This window comes from Aeromonas sp. YN13HZO-058 (genome assembly GCF_001921245.1).
GTDB classification, from domain to species: Bacteria; Pseudomonadota; Gammaproteobacteria; order Enterobacterales; family Aeromonadaceae; genus Aeromonas; species Aeromonas allosaccharophila.
Window position 1 is genome coordinate 12,766 of sequence record NZ_MQSY01000065.1, and the last position, 14,522, is coordinate 27,287.

The following is a 14,522-nucleotide window of genomic DNA, read 5'->3' on the forward strand; positions in this document are numbered from 1 at the left end:
TTTTTCAATAAATCAATCTGTTCGGACAAGGATTGAACAGACGGTTGCTTTTTCAATCAAACATTTTCAACACAGATAATTTACAAGGTTGCCAAGGCCAAACGGCAAGGATAGTCTTGCGCCACTCGACGCGAGGATGGTGGTAATGGATAAAAAAACGCAAAAACGTCTCTATGGCTGGTTGCGCAAGCAATCGAGTCACGGTCGCCGCTGGATCACGATATCCATCGCTTTTGGCCTTGGCCAGGGCATTCTTATGGTGGCGCAAGCCTGGCTGCTGGCGACCCTGTTGCACGGCTTTATCATCGAAGGCTCAACCCCCGAGCAGTCCATCACGCTCTTTATTACCCTGCTGCTGGTCACCCTCGGCAAAGCAGCGCTGGCCTATGGCCGGGAAGTGGCCAGTTTCAAGGCGGGCAGCGCGGTGCGCCAGACCATCCGCCAGCTGGTGCTCACTCGTTTAAGCCGTCTCGGCCCCGCCTATATCCAGCGCCGCCCGGCCGGTAGCTGGGCCAGCCTGTTGCTGGAGCAGATTGAAAACATGCAGGATTTCTTCTCCCGCTATCTGCCGCAGATGGCCATCGCCGTCTTTATTCCGGTGGTCATTCTGGTGGCCGTGTTCCCGGTCAACTGGGCGGCGGGTCTGATCCTGCTGGGCACGGCGCCCCTCATCCCCATCTTTATGATCCTGGTGGGTGTGGGCGCCGCCGATGCCAACCGCCGCAATTTTCAGGCGCTGGCCCGTCTCTCCGGCCACTTCCTCGATCGCCTGAAGGGGCTGCGTACGCTGCAACTCTTTATGCGTACCCAGGCGGAAGGTGACGCCATTCGCGACGCCTCGGAAGATTTTCGTGAGCGCACCATGGAAGTGCTGCGCCTGGCGTTTTTGAGCACCGCCGTGCTGGAGTTCTTCGCCGCCATCTCGGTAGCGCTGGTTGCCGTCTACTTCGGCTTCTCTTATATCGACCATCTGAACTTTGGTAGCTATGGGGTCAAGGTCACCCTCTTTACCGGCCTGTTCGTGCTGTTTCTCGCCCCCGAGTTCTACGCCCCGCTGCGGGAACTGGGTGCCCACTACCACGCCAAGGCGCAGGCTATCGGCGCTGCCGAGCAGTTGCTGGAGTTCCTTGAAGCCGAGGTGAGCGAACCGGCCGCAGGCACCGCGCCGTTCCATGCCGACAGCCCGGTCAAGGTAGAAGCCAAAGGGCTTGAAGTGCTGAGCGCCGAAGGTAAGGTGCTGGTCGGCCCCATCGACTTCACTCTGGAAGCCGGTTCGCGCACTGCCCTCATCGGCGTCAGCGGTGCCGGCAAGAGCTCGCTGGTCAACGCCCTGCTCGGCTTTGCCCCCTATCGCGGTGAGCTCAAGGTCAACGGGCAGGAGCTCGCCACCCTCGACATGAGCCAGTGGCGCCTGCAGCTGGGTTGGCTCTCGCAAAACCCGCAGCTGTTCCACGCCTCCTTGCGCGATAACCTGCTGCTGGCCAAACCAACGGCCAGCGATGCAGAGCTGGAAGATGCCCTGAAACGGGCGCAGGCGTGGGAATTTGCCATGGAGAAGGGGCTCGACTATCCGGTCGGCGATCAGGCGGGCGGCCTCTCGGTCGGTCAGGCCCAGCGCCTCGCACTGGCGCGAACCCTGCTCAAATCAACCCAGCTGATGGTGCTTGATGAGCCGACCGCCAGTCTGGATCGCCACTCCGAGCGCGCCATCATGACCACCCTTGAGCAGGCGATGGCTGGCCAGACCCTGCTGATGATCACCCACCGCCTCGACCAGCTCACCAAGATGGACAAGATCCTGGTGCTGGCGCGCGGCCAACTGGTGGAGCAAGGCAGCTTCCAGCAACTTAGTTCTGGGCAGGGGCCTTTTGCCCGCCTGCTCTCCCAACGTTCCGGAGGTTCTCTCGATGAGTGATCTGTTGCCGTTTCTGCGCCTCTATCGCCAACACTGGCTCAGCCTCACCATTGGTTTGCTGCTGGCGCTGGTGACCCTGGCCGCCGGCATGGGACTGCTCTCCCTCTCCGGCTGGTTCCTCTCCGCCGCAGCCGTGGCGGGGATGACCGTTGCGACGACCCATGCCTTTAACTACATGACCCCCGCGGGCGGGGTGCGCTTCTTCTCCATCGTCCGCACCGCCGGTCGCTGGGGGGAGCGGGTAGTGAGTCACGATGCCACCTTCCGGGTGCTGACCCGACTGCGGGTCTGGTTCTGGCAGAAACTCTCGCCGCTCTCCACCGGTACCCTGGCCGGTTTTCGCCAAGCGGATCTGCTCAACCGACTGGTGGCCGACATCGATGCGATGGACCACGTCTACCTGCGGCTGATCACCCCCATAGGCGCGGCCCTGCTCAGCACCGCCGGACTGGTCTTCTTCCTGTCGTTTTTCGACAGCCGCCTCGCCCTTACCCTGGGTGGTATTCTGCTGTTTGGCATGATCGCCCTGCCGCTGGTGTTCTACTTCCTCGGCCGTCGCCCCGGTCAGGCGCTGATTGCCGAAAAGTCGACCCTGCGTACCCGGATGGTGGACTATCTGGATGGCCAGGCCGAACTGCAGATGTTTGCCGCCGCCCCCAAGGCACTGGTTGAGCTGCAACAGGCCGAACAGGCGCTGCTCACCGCCCAGGCCCGCATGGCCAAGGTGAGCGGGCTGGCCAACTTCTCGGTGCAACTGCTGAGCGGCTGGACCCTGACCCTGATGCTCTGGCTGGCCGGTCATGGGGTGGCGGGTGCTGCGCCCGACCCCATTACCGCACTGATGGTCTTTGCCACTCTGGCAAGCTTTGAGGCACTGATGCCGCTGGCGGGTGCTTTCCAGCACCTCTCCACCAGCCTCACCTCGGCCTGTCGTTTGAACGAGATCCTGCAAGAGGCAAAAGCCCCCGTGTGGGGCGACGAGCAGACCCACGCCACCGCTGGCGCCCTGCAGATCAATGACCTCTATTTTGGCTACCCCGGCAACCCCCAGCCGGTGCTGCGTGGCTGCACCCTGCAACTGCACGCCGGTGAGAAGCTGGCGCTGCTGGGCCAGACCGGCTGCGGCAAATCGACCCTGATGGGGCTGCTGACCCGGGAGTGGAGCCCGCAAGCAGGCAAGATCCTGCTCGATGGCAAGCCGCTCACCGACTACAGCGAAGGGGCGCTACGCGCCTCCATCTCGGTAGTGAGCCAGCGGGTGCATCTGTTTGCCGCGACTCTGCGCGATAACCTCAAGCTGGCCGCTCCGACCGCCACTGACACGCAGCTGATTGCGGTGCTGACCCAGGTCGGACTGGCCAATCTGCTGGAAGATGAGGCGGGCCTCGACGCCTGGCTCGGTGACGGCGGCCGCCCCCTCTCCGGTGGTGAGCGTCGCCGTATCGGCATCGCCCGCGCCCTGCTGCACGATGCGCCGCTCTGGCTGCTGGACGAACCGACCGAAGGGCTCGACAGCCAGACCGAGCGGGAGATCATGGATCTGCTGTTCCGGCTCGGGGCAGATCGCACCTTGCTGCTCATCTCCCACCGCCTGCTGGGGATGGAGCAGATGGACCGGATTGCCCTGATGGAAGAGGGACAGATCCGCCTCTGCGCGCCTCACGATGAGCTGCTGGCGGATGATTACTACCGCAGCCTTTACCAACGGCTGGCTCCTGTTTGATATCAGGCTGATGGGGGTCACACCCTGACACCCGGGCGCAAAACGGGGCTGGTCGCCGCAGGCGGCTGGCCCCTATAATGTCCCCTTCATTATTCAACAAGATGCCGACATGGAGCGCCTGCGCATTTCTACTGTCCTCATCACCGACACAAGATACGAGACGATGAAACGCCTGATCCTGATGATGCCCCTGATTGCCTCCGGCTGTGCCAACTACGCCTTCAACAGCAATCTGGATAAAGAGAACTTCGACGAATATTTCAAACCCGGTAGCGTGCGCATCTACGAACAGGATGAGCTGGCTGACCTCAACTACCTCTACCTCGGCACCATCGAGGGTGAATCCTGCCAGGCCGATGCCAACCAGCCGGTGCCCAACGCCGGTGATGCACGCACCCTGGCCCGCCGCCGCGCCGCCGACATGGGTGGCAATGGCGTCACCATCGACAAGTGTGCCGAATTCAGCGACACCCCGGGCTGCCTGAAACAGGTGATCTGCTACGGGCAGGCGCTGAAAGTGGCCGAAGAGAAGTAAGCCGCAGCCATGGCCCTCGCCATCGTTCGCCTTGGCAGCCCGCGCCTGCCCGATGAGGGGCTGCGCATCGGTACGGTGCGCCGCCCGCCCCGCGGCGTCCCCAAAAGCGAATTTGCCAGCCAGCATTGGTACGATGTCTGGTTCCCCAACCTTGCGCCAAGCAGCGAGACCATGAAGCTGGGTCAGGCCGCCGAGACACCCGCCCAGTGGGCGGCGTTTGGCAAGCAGTACAAGGCCGAGATGGCGCAACCTGCTGCAAGGCACGATCTGGCACTGCTGGCCGCCCTCTCCCACACCACCAATCTGTCGGTGGGCTGCTACTGTGAGCAGGAGTCCCGCTGCCATCGCGCCATGTTGCGCGAATTGCTGGTAGCCGCTGGCGCCGCTATTCGCTAGCGAGACGGCGGTGCGATGGGAAATCGCGTCAGCCGGTATTTGGCAGCCATCAGGTATGAATAGACAGAGAGGGCATCCCGCGGGATGCCCTCTCTCGTTGTGTTCTCACCTGCCACGCCACACTCGGCAGCAACACTATGATCCCGCCACTCTTTCCTATTGCAGGCTGGGTTCCAGCAACTGCTGACGCAGCGAGGCCTCCCGGGTCTGAGTCATGGCATCCGCCGCCACTGCGGCGATGGGTTCGATGGCCAGCCAGTGGGCAAGGTCGGCGGCGGTCTCCTCCAGCGGCCGAAAGTTCAACCCCTTCACGATGGCCGCCTCGGCGCTGACCGAGCCATAACCGGCAAACTCCGCCTGCACGCAGGGCAGCAGGGTGGGATAGCTCTGCCAGGGCTCGATACCGGCCGCCATCAGGGTCGGCCAGGGCAGCCACTCGGGCTGGATGGGGCTGGCTGGCAGCAAGCGGGCACTCAGCCGCTCCAGCCAGTCGTTCAGGGTAATGCCGGGTTTGAGCAGGTTGAAGATGCCAGACAACTGCTGCTCGGCGGCCCGCAGCACAAACTCGGCGCAGTCGCGCACATCGAGATACTGCAAGCGATCCTCGCCACTGCCCGGCAGCAACCAGGGCCCGCCCTGCTGCACCCGCTTAATCCACCAGGCCATGCGTCCAGTGGGATCATGGGGGCCGCACAGCACGCCCGGGCGCAGGATGCAGAGCCGCTCGCCCCAGCGGGCACGATACTCGGCCTCGCACAATACCTTGAGCGGTCCATAGTCAGTGGGCATTTCGTCTGCACGGATAGGGTGCAGCGGCGCCGACTCATCCATTCCGGGCAAAGAGAAATCACGATAGACGCTGATGGTGGAGATAAAGATCAGCCGATCGCAGCGCCCGAGCAAGGCTGCCGAGAGGCCCGCCGCCTGCTCGGGGCGATAGCAGCAGGTGTCGATGGCGAGATCCCACTGCAACCCGGCCCCTTGCAGGGCGCTCAGGCTCTTGTCCCTGTCGCCGGTGAGCTGCACCAGATCGCGCCAGTCCGGATGCTGGTGCAGGCCGCGGTTGAACAGGGTCACTTCATGGCCCCAATCCAGCGCCAGCGCGGTGAGGTGGCGCCCCAAAAAACCGGTGCCACCGATAATCAGCAGTTTCATCCCTCTCCCTCCCTTCGGCGCATGTGCGCACATTTCATCCTGATGCGCCCGTTGCCACCACCCTACGCAACTTGGCGCGCGGGCACAGCCCCCGACTGGCCGGGATGGGACAGGGATCACGGCAGCGCTGCAGAAATGGGCGTAGTGAGGCCAAGCCTGCGTTTTGGGGCCGTCTGTGCTAAATTGCCGGGGTTTTCAGTCAGGATCCGCCATGAAGTTCGAAATCGACACCCTCGGGATCATCCGCTCTCCCTACAAGGAGAAGTTCGCCATCCCCCGCCAGCCCGGACTGGTCAAATCGGCTCGCGCCCGCCTCGAGCTGCTCCCCCCTTACGATCAGCCAGATGTGCTGCGCGGCATCGAGCAGTTCTCCCATCTGTGGCTCAGCTTCGTGTTTCACCAGACCATGGCGCAGGGCTGGCACCCGACGGTGCGCCCGCCGCGCCTTGGCGGCAACGAGCGGGTCGGCGTCTTTGCCACTCGCTCCACCTTCCGCCCCAATCCGCTTGGGCTCTCTGTGGTCGAGCTGCACGGTATCGGCCGTGAGCGGGGCAAGCTGTGGCTGGAGCTGGGGGCGGTGGATCTGCTCGATGGCACCCCCATCGTCGATATCAAACCCTATATCCCCTATGCCGACAGCCTGCCGGATGCCCGTGGCGGCTTTGCCCCCGACGCTCCCACCTCGCCGCTGACGGTGAGCTTTAGTGCCGATGCCGAGCAGCAGCTGCAACCCTGGCTCAAGGCCCATCCCGAGCTGCGCCAGCTGGTGAGCGAAGTGCTGGCGCAAGATCCGCGCCCCGCCTACAAGAAGGGCAAGCCGGATGAGAAGGAGTACGGGGTACGGCTGTTTGACTGCAATGTCCGTTTTCGCATCAATGAACCGGATTGCGTGGTGCTGGCCATCGAGCCCGCCTGATCCTGGGCGTTAAGGCGTCATTGGCCCCCCTGACGCAATTTCATGCCGCCTATTTCACGCCGTCTTCACGTCACAAGGGGCTTAATGAGCCTGTAAATTGTGTGGCATTGATCAGACTATCCACCCGGTTGCCAGTGATACCATGCAGACAGTAGAGGGAATTTTCTCTCCGACTGCCGCCCGTTTCAGGCTGCTGGCCACTGGCAAGTCGTGGCGGCACGGCAGTTACCGCCAAGGGATCCGGCCTCGCTTCGATATGCTGTTCAGCGGGAATGCCACACGGATGTGACAACCAATCTGAAGGAACAAACCTATGCTGATGAACAGTGAACAACGTTACGGCACCCTGAATATCGGGCTGCACTGGCTGACCCTGTGGGCCATGATCGCCGTCTACGCCCTGATCGAATTTCGCGATATTTTCCCCAAAGGCGACCCGGGCCGGGATCTGATGAAGGAGTGGCACTTTATGCTGGGGCTGCTCATCTTCGCTCTGGTATTTGTCAGACTGGCGCTGCGCTGGATGAGCCCGACACCCCGCATCGTGCCCGAGCTTTCCCCGGTCATGCACAAGCTGGCAAAACTGGCACACCTCGCCCTCTACGGCTTTTTGATGCTCACCCCGCTGTTTGGCTGGCTGCTACTGAGCGCCGCGGGCAAGCCCATCCCCTTCTTCGGGCTTGAGCTGCCTGCCCTGATCTCTCCCAGTCCCGACCTCAAGGGTCTGATCAAGGAGGTGCACGAGACCCTGGGTAATATCGGTTACGCGCTGATCGGCCTGCACACGGTGGCCGCCCTCTATCACCACCATATTCTCAAAGACAACACCCTCACCAATATGCTGCCGCCGCGCCGCAGCTAACGGGTGACAGGGAAACAGAGAGGGGGCCATCGTGGCCCCCTCTCTGTTTCCCTGAACAACCGTCAACTGCACGGCTGGCAAACGGCATCACGCCTGCTTGGCCAGCTCCTCGGTCGCCTTGCCTTTCGGCTCGTGCGGCAGCTTCTTCACATTGTTCTTGTTCTCTGGCTGCTTGTTCTCGGGCGATCGGTTTTCAGACAAGGCTTGCAACACGGGATCGGCCTTGCCGGCCACGGTGGGCTGGGACTGACCGACAAAGTTGCCGCCCTTGCAGATGGAGAGGCTGCCCCCCTTGAAGATCCCCTGCATCTTGCCACTCTCCAGGATCTCCACCTCGGCGGAGGTACAGGTGCCTTCAAGCAGACCATTGATGATCACGTGGGGCGCACTCACATCACCCTCGACAGTGCCGCCCTGCATGATACGCAGCACACCGCCACTGAGCTGGATGGTGCCATTGACGTGACCGCGCACCTCCAGATCCCCCTCGACCTGCAACTCGCCCTTGAAGCGGGCACCGGCAGCAATGACCGTTGCCCCGGCTGACACACTGGCCGCCCCATCACGTTTTTTTCCAAACATCCCGACTCTCTCCATCAACCAGACAAGCAGAACCAGCGGCATCGGCGCCACTGGCCACAGAAAACAGGGTGACCCCAGCACATAGAGCAGCAGAGCTGCTCCCCAGCAGAGCCAGACAATATAGAGGAAGTCGCTGCGCTTCCGACCCTTCAGCCGCGCCAGCCACATTCCGGCTACCTTTCTCATTTCGTCAAACCTTTCGCAGCATGGCGATCAGCATTGAACTGACCAAAGCGCCATCGACAACAACGGACAATGGATAAACGACCAGTTGCCGCAAACTCTGAAGCCCCCTGATTCAGTCCCGATACAGGAGTGGCAAGATAGGATTCGAATTGACTCGAAGCGACATTCACTTTCTAATTGACAGCCTGGATCCCTATGACCGTTCACATCATGAAAATTCTGTTGGTCGAAGACGACAAGCTGCTCAATCACCACCTCTCCTCCCTGCTGACCGAAGCCGACAATCAGGTCTACAGCACCGACAAGGCCGAGATTGCTCTGCACTATGCCGTTGACTACCCCATTGATGTGGCGATCATCGACCTCGGTCTGCCCGATATGGATGGCCTGCAACTGATCCGGCGACTGCGTGAACGGCAGATCCCCTTCCCCATCATTGTGCTGACCGCCCGTGGCAACTGGCAGGACAAGGTCGAAGGACTGGAAGCCGGTGCTGATGACTATCTGGTCAAACCGTTCCAGAAAGATGAGCTGCTGGCCCGCCTCAATGCGCTGGTGCGCCGCAGTGCCGGTTTTATCTCGCCCAAGGTGAAGGCCGGTGATTACGAGCTGGATCTCTCCCGCAAGGAGCTGACCATCGCCGGTGAAGTGGCGGTGCTCACCAGCTTTGAATACCTCATTCTGGAGTACCTGATGCGCAACGCCCGTCAGGTGGTCTCCAAGCAACAACTGCTCGACCAGCTCTACGGCGACGGCGAAGGGGACCCCAACACCATCGAGGTGATGGTGAGCCGCCTGCGCAAGAAGCTGGATCCGGAAGGGACGATTCAACCCATCTCCACCATCCGGCGCCAGGGCTACATCTTCAACCTGTCGTGTAACTGATGCAGTTTCATCTGCCACGCCCCATCAAGATGATCCGCAGCTCCCTGCACATCAAACTGCTGCTCAGCTCGCTGCTGGTCATCGCGCTGATCATGGGGTTTGCCGTCTACGCCCTCTACCTCGGCCATATCGAGGAGCAGAGCCAGAAGGCCAGTGCCCGGATGCAGGAGAACCTGGCCAAGCTCTTCTCCTCCACCGAGCCGGACGACAAGGGCCCCACCGTCGAACTGGGGCGGATGTCCCGCGATGCCAGTGACAGCAACCTCGACACCCTGATCTGCCGCGCCGATGGCGAGCTGGTCTGGTCGAGCCTCCATATGCCGGAGGTGATCAAGGCCAAACATACCATTTGCCGCGATCTGATGAAGTATCTGGGGGGGATGGATCTCGACTACTTCTTCAAGAAACACACCATCAAGAACGGCGAGAGCTACTACGTCTACAGCCTGCGTTTTATCCGCAATCCCGGCAGTGGCACCACCGCCTACTACGTAGTGATGATCGACTCGGCCAAACGCTATCACGAAGAGTCGCGCACCTACCTCTACCAAACCGCCCGTCAGGCGCTGCTCGCCTACCTGCTACTGGCCGGACTGCTGCTGCTCACCACCTTCTGGAGCCTCAGCTCCCTGCGCACCATCGCCCGCCAGATCGACGATATCCGGGCTGGCAAGCGCGATGCGCTGTCAAACGAATTCGAACGGGAACTGGCCCCGCTGACCGACTCGGTCAACCAGCTGCTGGAGAACGAACGCCAGCAGACCCAGCGCTACCAGCACGCCCTCAACGATCTCGCGCACAGCCTGAAAACCCGGCTGGCGCTGATCCAGATCACCACCCGCGAAGTGCAACTGGGGCGGGAGATCCACGACAACATCAACGAACAGATCCTCACCATGGATCAGATGATCCAGTACCAGCTCAGACGCGCCGTTACCGGCCGCCAGCGCCTTGCCAGCAAAGGCACCGAGCCGGTGCCGCTGATTGAAAAACTGCTGGCCAGCCTGACCAAGGTTTATCGCCACAAGAAGCTGCAAACCCATTTCAAGTTCGATGATGACGCCCTCTTTCACGGCGAACAGGGCGACCTGATGGAGCTGATGGGCAACCTGCTCGACAACGCCTGCAAGTTTGCCATCAGCGAAGTGAAGGTGACGGTACGCCGCCATCTCGAGCGGCTGCGCATTGAAGTGGAAGATGATGGCCCGGGTATCGATCCGGCCAAATCGGAGCAGATCTTCCAGCGTGGCGTGCGCGCCGACAGCTCGCCGGGTCAGGGCATCGGACTGGCGGTGGTGACCGAGATCGTCCACAGCTATGGCGGCCAGATCCGGGTCGATGAATCCCCCCTCGGCGGCGCCCGCTTTACCCTGGACTTGCCCTGATCGGCATTGCCCAGTGCAGCCTCGCCAGTGATGGCCCTATCACAAGGCCCCCGACCTCGGGGGCCTTGTCGTTTCTGCCACCCAAGTTGTTTTAATTTATTGATCCGGCACTGATTATCGCCCCCCAGCCCTTCCACCACCGGCTTCAATCGGTATCATGGTAGTGCGGCATAAAACCGCTTCCGGAGCCACACCATGAGCATTCGCTGTCAGAAGGGTGTTATCCGCAGAACATGGGTTAAAAGCAGCAAGTCAGGGGCTGTAACTTGAGTGCGGTAGCGAACACTTTATTTATATATACAAAACACCCGGTTGATACATTTTGTGTTTTGGGGGGTATTCAATGAGAGCGCCTTTTCAAGTTTTAATTATTCCATATAAACATGAAGGTGTTGAAACTCGTTTTCTACTCGGACGCAGGAACGACAATGATGTGTGGCAAGCTATTTCTGGTGGCGGTGAGGAACGGGAGTCTTTACTCGAATCAACCAAACGAGAATTACTCGAAGAAACATCTTTAGTTGGGACAAATTGGCAGCAGTTGGATTCGATGTGCATGCTACCAAAGGTCTACTACACCGGCCATGAACATTGGATAAACCATCGTTATGTAATCCCTGAGTATTCATTCTCCGTACAAGTGACTGGCGATCCTAAGTTATCACCTGAACATTCCGAGTTTCGTTGGTGTGGGGCTCTTGAGGCAAGCAATCTTCTTGATTATGACTCAAACAAAATAGCGTTATGGGAGTTATGTGAGCGACTTGAGATACATCTTGGCTAGTTTCATAAAAATGGTTAAAGAGGATGTTTCAAAGCGTCGATTTTACAGCTCGCCGCACCAAAGTGGTTATGGCTATTTGCAATAGTCCAACACAAACCAAGTAGTTCGATATCAATCTCACGATAATTATATTTAAGGATGATTTATGAGCAGAGTGATATTAAAGGGATTTATTATCGTGTCCTCCAACGATTTGACTGCGGTCAAGGATGAACTTGATAACCACATCCAGCTAACCCGCGCAGAAACCGGCTGTCTGATCTTTAAGGTGACTCACGATCCTCTCAATCCCTGCCGCTTCGATGTCTACGAAGAGTTTGTTGATGAGGCGGCTTTTCAAGCGCATCAGGCCAGAGTCAAATCCTCCCGCTGGGGAGAAATAACCGTCAATGTCGAGCGTAATTATACCGTGACATGTCTGGGTACATAATAGTATTCTCCTATCCTAAACAGCACTACAACATAAGTAATCAATAAGAATTAAATTATTTCCAACTTTATTTAGCCAAGGAAAACATCATGCCAGCACACGAAATAATTGAAGACGCTTTATTAAAGATTTTCGCCGGGATCCAACAGTTAAAAGAAGCGCTACCTACTAAGGAGTTTACGATTGATGGTAGATTGGTTGGTGATATTGGTGAGGCGATAGTACAACGAGACTATCAGATAAAACTATATGATGGTTTAGCCAAGGATTATGATGGTGAAACACCTTGCGGAAAAAGAGTGCAAATAAAGGCCACATTTAAAGACTCACTGACTTTCAAGAAAGAGTCAGATTACTACATAGGCATAAAAATATTCGAAAATGGGAAATATGAAGAGATTTTTAATGGTCCCGGAAAAATAATCGCGGAACATTACAAAAATCGTAAAGGTATCGGCGAAGAGCTTCTCTCTTTTCCCAACAAACAGCTAAAAGAACTTTCGAGTAGCGTTAGCAATAACGAGCGTATTGCTAAAAAATATCAGTGATTAAGGCCACTATGATCCGCCCATTATTAACAACCGATCTGGATGCCGCCGTCGAGCTCTGGTATCAGGCATCGCTGCAAGCCCACGACTTTATTCCCGCCGCTTTTTGGCAAGAGCAACAGGCGGCAATGAGGGATATTTACCTGCCCGCCAGCAAGAGCTGGGTCTATGAGGAGGATGGTCAACTGCTGGGCTTTATCTCCTGGTATCAGGGGTCTGTCACCGCGCTGTTTATCTCCCCTGACTATCAGTCACACGGGCTGGGTCGACGACTGCTCGAACACCTCAAGGCACACTATGACCGGCTCGAGTTGACGGTCTACGCCGAAAATGAGCGGGCGCGGCGCTTCTATTGCCGCAACGGTTTCAAAGAGGGTGAACAGCAGTTGTGCGAGCATAGCGGCCGCCCCGAGCTGGTGATGCATTGGCAACGGGGATAAGCGGGGCGTCCATAGCGATGGCGAGCACGCCTTGCCTGTTTTTTGGCTGCCTTGAATGCCATGGCGGCATTCTCTACAATGACCCACTTTTTATTCATTTCGGGTTATATCGATGAGCGATACCAGCACCAAACCGGCTCTGCCGGATCACCTCTCCTGCAATCCCCGCAGCCCTCACTATGTGGCCGCCTGCTTCGAGCACCCGATCGGTATTCGCCTGAACGGCAAAGAGCGCACCGATGTCGAGGAGTACTGCATCAGCGAAGGTTGGGTGAAGATCCCCTCCCCCAAGGCGCTGGATCGCCGTGGTCAGCCCATCCTGATCAAGCTCAAGGGCACCGTTGAAGCCTTCTACAGCTAAACAGCGCGCTGCAGTTTGATAAACAACAAGGCCACCCTCGCGGTGGCCTCGTTGTTTCCGGCATGGGAGCTGGCATCTGCGCTCGCAGAGCGGCAAGCACCAGCCCGCATCTCTCGCAGGGCGGCTTATACCCCCAACCGATCGCGCAGGGTATACCAGGCAGCGCCCGCGGCGGTGAAGGGGATACGGAACAGCCGGCCGCCCGGGAAGGGGTAGTGCGGCAGTTTGGCGAATGCATCGAAGCGCTCCGCCTGACCGCTCAGCACTTCGGAGAGCAGCTTGCCCGCCAGATGGGTGCAGGTGACGCCGTGACCGCTGTAGCCCTGCATGTAGTAGATGTTGGGGCCGATACGACCAAATTGCGGCAGCCGCGACAGGGTGAGCAGGAAGTTGCCGGTCCAGGTGTACTCCACCTTGACCCCCGCCAGTTGCGGGAAAGTTTTCAGCATCTTGGGGATGATCAGCCGCTCGATATCCGCAGGATCCCGCGCGCCATAGACCACGCCACCGCCATAGAGAAGCCGGTGATCGCCGGAGGTGCGGTAGTAATCGAGCAGGTAGTTGCAATCCTCCAGGCAGTAATTTTGTGGCAACAGCGAGCGAGCCCGCTCCTCCCCCAGCACTTCGGTGGCGATCACCTGGGTGCCGCAGGGCATGCTCTTGCCCGCCAGCTCGGGCACCAGATTACCGAGGTAGGCGTTGCCCGCCACCACCACAAAGCGTGCCTTCACCGCCCCCTTGGCGGTCTTGACCAGTGCCGGCTGCCCCGGGGTGATGCTGGTGACGGCGGATTGTTCGAAGATCTGCCCCCCCTGCATGCGGATCGCTTCGGCCTCCCCCAACGCCAGATTGAGCGGGTGGATATGGCCGCCGCTCTTGTCGAGCAGAGCGCCGACGTAGCGATCGCTCGCCACCACCTCGCGCACCCCCTTGGCATCGAGCAGCTCCAGCTGGTCGTTGCCCCACTTCTGCCAGCGGGCGTATTGGGATTTGAGCTCGTGCAGCTGCTTCTCGGTCTCGGCGGCAAAGACCCCCCCCTGCTGCAGATCGCACTGGATGTTGTAGCGCTTGATCCGCTCGCGGATGATCTGGCCCCCCTCAAACAGCATGGAACCGAGCAGCCTGGCCTGATCCGGCGGGCAGTTCGCTTCTATGGTGTCGATGTCGCGGCTGTAGGAGTTGACGATCTGGCCGCCGTTGCGGCCGCTGGCACCAAAGCCGACCCGGGCCGCCTCCAGCACCACCACCTTGTAGCCCTTCTCCACCAGATGCAGGGCGCTGGAGAGGCCGGTATAGCCCGCCCCGATGACGCAGACATCGCACTCCAGCTGCTCGGTCAATGTCGGGTAGGGCGCGTGTTTATTGGCGCTGGCTGCGTAGTAACTGTTTACATGTTCGGTCATGATCCCTGTTTCCTTA

Annotated in this window: 16 protein-coding genes; 13 read left to right on the top strand and 3 right to left on the bottom strand. The window is 59.4% G+C overall.

Features of this window, described 5'->3' with window-relative positions:
- Window positions 1–145: 145 nt before the first annotated feature.
- The 4 genes from cydD to BSP75_RS17860 all read left to right on the top strand — a co-directional run bounded on the left by cydD (window position 146) and on the right by BSP75_RS17860 (window position 4,569).
- Window positions 146–1,915, top strand: coding sequence for a cysteine/glutathione ABC transporter permease/ATP-binding protein CydD (gene cydD, locus BSP75_RS17845; protein ID WP_075114093.1), 1,770 nt, complete (start codon window positions 146–148; stop codon window positions 1,913–1,915).
- Window positions 1,908–3,638, top strand: coding sequence for a cysteine/glutathione ABC transporter ATP-binding protein/permease CydC (cydC, locus tag BSP75_RS17850; RefSeq protein ID WP_075114094.1), 1,731 nt, complete (start codon window positions 1,908–1,910; stop codon window positions 3,636–3,638). The genes cydD and cydC overlap by 8 nt, the downstream gene beginning before the upstream one ends.
- A 163-nt stretch (window positions 3,639–3,801) precedes the next feature.
- On the top strand, window positions 3,802–4,173 hold the full coding sequence (gene rcsF / locus BSP75_RS17855) for an Rcs stress response system protein RcsF (RefSeq protein WP_042657518.1): 372 nt from the start codon (window positions 3,802–3,804) through the stop codon (window positions 4,171–4,173).
- Window positions 4,174–4,182: 9 nt separating this feature from the next.
- Window positions 4,183–4,569, top strand: a complete 387-nt coding sequence (locus tag BSP75_RS17860; protein WP_075114095.1) for a DUF488 family protein — start codon at window positions 4,183–4,185, stop codon at window positions 4,567–4,569.
- Between the two features lie 156 nt (window positions 4,570–4,725).
- Here the strand turns inward: BSP75_RS17860 and BSP75_RS17865 are convergent, their stop codons facing one another.
- Window positions 4,726–5,724 (bottom strand): NAD-dependent epimerase/dehydratase family protein, encoded by a 999-nt coding sequence (locus BSP75_RS17865; RefSeq protein WP_075114096.1) that lies wholly within the window; start codon window positions 5,722–5,724, stop codon window positions 4,726–4,728.
- 211 nt (window positions 5,725–5,935) lie between these two features.
- Between BSP75_RS17865 and tsaA the strand changes: the two genes are divergently transcribed.
- Together tsaA and BSP75_RS17880 are read left to right on the top strand one after the other, a co-directional pair.
- Complete coding sequence (gene tsaA, locus BSP75_RS17870; RefSeq protein WP_075114097.1) at window positions 5,936–6,640, top strand: tRNA (N6-threonylcarbamoyladenosine(37)-N6)-methyltransferase TrmO; 705 nt, start codon at window positions 5,936–5,938, stop codon at window positions 6,638–6,640.
- Between the two features lie 313 nt (window positions 6,641–6,953).
- Window positions 6,954–7,502 carry a cytochrome b gene (locus BSP75_RS17880; RefSeq protein ID WP_042657522.1) on the top strand — a complete coding sequence of 183 codons (549 nt, stop codon included), beginning with the start codon at window positions 6,954–6,956 and terminating at the stop codon, window positions 7,500–7,502.
- A gap of 87 nt (window positions 7,503–7,589) precedes the next feature.
- Here BSP75_RS17880 and BSP75_RS17885 read toward each other — a convergent pair whose 3' ends face one another.
- A complete protein-coding gene (locus tag BSP75_RS17885) occupies window positions 7,590–8,270 on the bottom strand; it encodes a polymer-forming cytoskeletal protein (RefSeq protein ID WP_075114099.1) in 681 nt (226 codons plus the stop codon).
- Window positions 8,271–8,480: 210 nt separating this feature from the next.
- On the opposite strand from BSP75_RS17885, the gene BSP75_RS17890 reads away from it, so the two are divergent.
- The 7 genes from BSP75_RS17890 (at window position 8,481) to BSP75_RS17920 (ending at window position 13,103) form a co-directional block, all read left to right on the top strand.
- Entirely contained in the window at window positions 8,481–9,155 is a 675-nt protein-coding gene (locus BSP75_RS17890) for a response regulator (protein WP_042063363.1), read from the top strand.
- A complete protein-coding gene (locus tag BSP75_RS17895) occupies window positions 9,155–10,540 on the top strand; it encodes an ATP-binding protein (protein ID WP_058053125.1) in 1,386 nt (461 codons plus the stop codon). Before BSP75_RS17890 ends, BSP75_RS17895 begins: the two co-directional genes overlap by 1 nt.
- A 343-nt stretch (window positions 10,541–10,883) precedes the next feature.
- A complete protein-coding gene (locus BSP75_RS17900) occupies window positions 10,884–11,324 on the top strand; it encodes an NUDIX pyrophosphatase (RefSeq protein WP_075114100.1) in 441 nt (146 codons plus the stop codon).
- Window positions 11,325–11,469: 145 nt separating this feature from the next.
- Window positions 11,470–11,754, top strand: a complete 285-nt coding sequence (locus BSP75_RS17905) for an antibiotic biosynthesis monooxygenase (protein WP_075114101.1) — start codon at window positions 11,470–11,472, stop codon at window positions 11,752–11,754.
- An 89-nt stretch (window positions 11,755–11,843) separates the two neighbouring features.
- On the top strand, window positions 11,844–12,302 hold the full coding sequence (locus tag BSP75_RS17910) for a hypothetical protein (RefSeq protein WP_075114102.1): 459 nt from the start codon (window positions 11,844–11,846) through the stop codon (window positions 12,300–12,302).
- 11 nt (window positions 12,303–12,313) lie between these two features.
- The gene (locus tag BSP75_RS17915; RefSeq protein ID WP_075114103.1) at window positions 12,314–12,742 is read left to right on the top strand and encodes an N-acetyltransferase; all 429 of its coding nucleotides are present in this window, start codon (window positions 12,314–12,316) and stop codon (window positions 12,740–12,742) included.
- Between the two features lie 112 nt (window positions 12,743–12,854).
- Window positions 12,855–13,103 carry a DUF3297 family protein gene (locus BSP75_RS17920; protein ID WP_005338226.1) on the top strand — a complete coding sequence of 83 codons (249 nt, stop codon included), beginning with the start codon at window positions 12,855–12,857 and terminating at the stop codon, window positions 13,101–13,103.
- A 125-nt stretch (window positions 13,104–13,228) separates the two neighbouring features.
- Here the strand turns inward: BSP75_RS17920 and BSP75_RS17925 are convergent, their stop codons facing one another.
- A complete protein-coding gene (locus BSP75_RS17925; protein WP_058054342.1) occupies window positions 13,229–14,506 on the bottom strand; it encodes an FAD-binding oxidoreductase in 1,278 nt (425 codons plus the stop codon).
- Between the last annotated feature and the right edge of the window lie 16 nt (window positions 14,507–14,522).

Bases quoted from the DNA above. Each gene is read 5' to 3' on its own strand.
- cydD (WP_075114093.1), top strand. From the start codon at position 146: ATGGATAAAAAAACGCAAAAACGTCTCTATGGCTGGTTGCGCAAGCAA.
- rcsF (WP_042657518.1), top strand. From the start codon at position 3,802: ATGAAACGCCTGATCCTGATGATGCCCCTGATTGCCTCCGGCTGTGCC.
- BSP75_RS17900 (WP_075114100.1), top strand. From the start codon at position 10,884: ATGAGAGCGCCTTTTCAAGTTTTAATTATTCCATATAAACATGAAGGT.
- cydC (WP_075114094.1), top strand. From the start codon at position 1,908: ATGAGTGATCTGTTGCCGTTTCTGCGCCTCTATCGCCAACACTGGCTC.
- BSP75_RS17885 (WP_075114099.1), bottom strand. From the start codon at position 8,270: ATGAGAAAGGTAGCCGGAATGTGGCTGGCGCGGCTGAAGGGTCGGAAG.
- BSP75_RS17890 (WP_042063363.1), top strand. From the start codon at position 8,481: ATGAAAATTCTGTTGGTCGAAGACGACAAGCTGCTCAATCACCACCTC.
- BSP75_RS17880 (WP_042657522.1), top strand. From the start codon at position 6,954: ATGCTGATGAACAGTGAACAACGTTACGGCACCCTGAATATCGGGCTG.
- BSP75_RS17865 (WP_075114096.1), bottom strand. From the start codon at position 5,724: ATGAAACTGCTGATTATCGGTGGCACCGGTTTTTTGGGGCGCCACCTC.
- BSP75_RS17860 (WP_075114095.1), top strand. From the start codon at position 4,183: ATGGCCCTCGCCATCGTTCGCCTTGGCAGCCCGCGCCTGCCCGATGAG.
- BSP75_RS17905 (WP_075114101.1), top strand. From the start codon at position 11,470: ATGAGCAGAGTGATATTAAAGGGATTTATTATCGTGTCCTCCAACGAT.
- BSP75_RS17915 (WP_075114103.1), top strand. From the start codon at position 12,314: ATGATCCGCCCATTATTAACAACCGATCTGGATGCCGCCGTCGAGCTC.
- BSP75_RS17895 (WP_058053125.1), top strand. From the start codon at position 9,155: ATGCAGTTTCATCTGCCACGCCCCATCAAGATGATCCGCAGCTCCCTG.
- BSP75_RS17920 (WP_005338226.1), top strand. From the start codon at position 12,855: ATGAGCGATACCAGCACCAAACCGGCTCTGCCGGATCACCTCTCCTGC.
- BSP75_RS17925 (WP_058054342.1), bottom strand. From the start codon at position 14,506: ATGACCGAACATGTAAACAGTTACTACGCAGCCAGCGCCAATAAACAC.
- tsaA (WP_075114097.1), top strand. From the start codon at position 5,936: ATGAAGTTCGAAATCGACACCCTCGGGATCATCCGCTCTCCCTACAAG.
- BSP75_RS17910 (WP_075114102.1), top strand. From the start codon at position 11,844: ATGCCAGCACACGAAATAATTGAAGACGCTTTATTAAAGATTTTCGCC.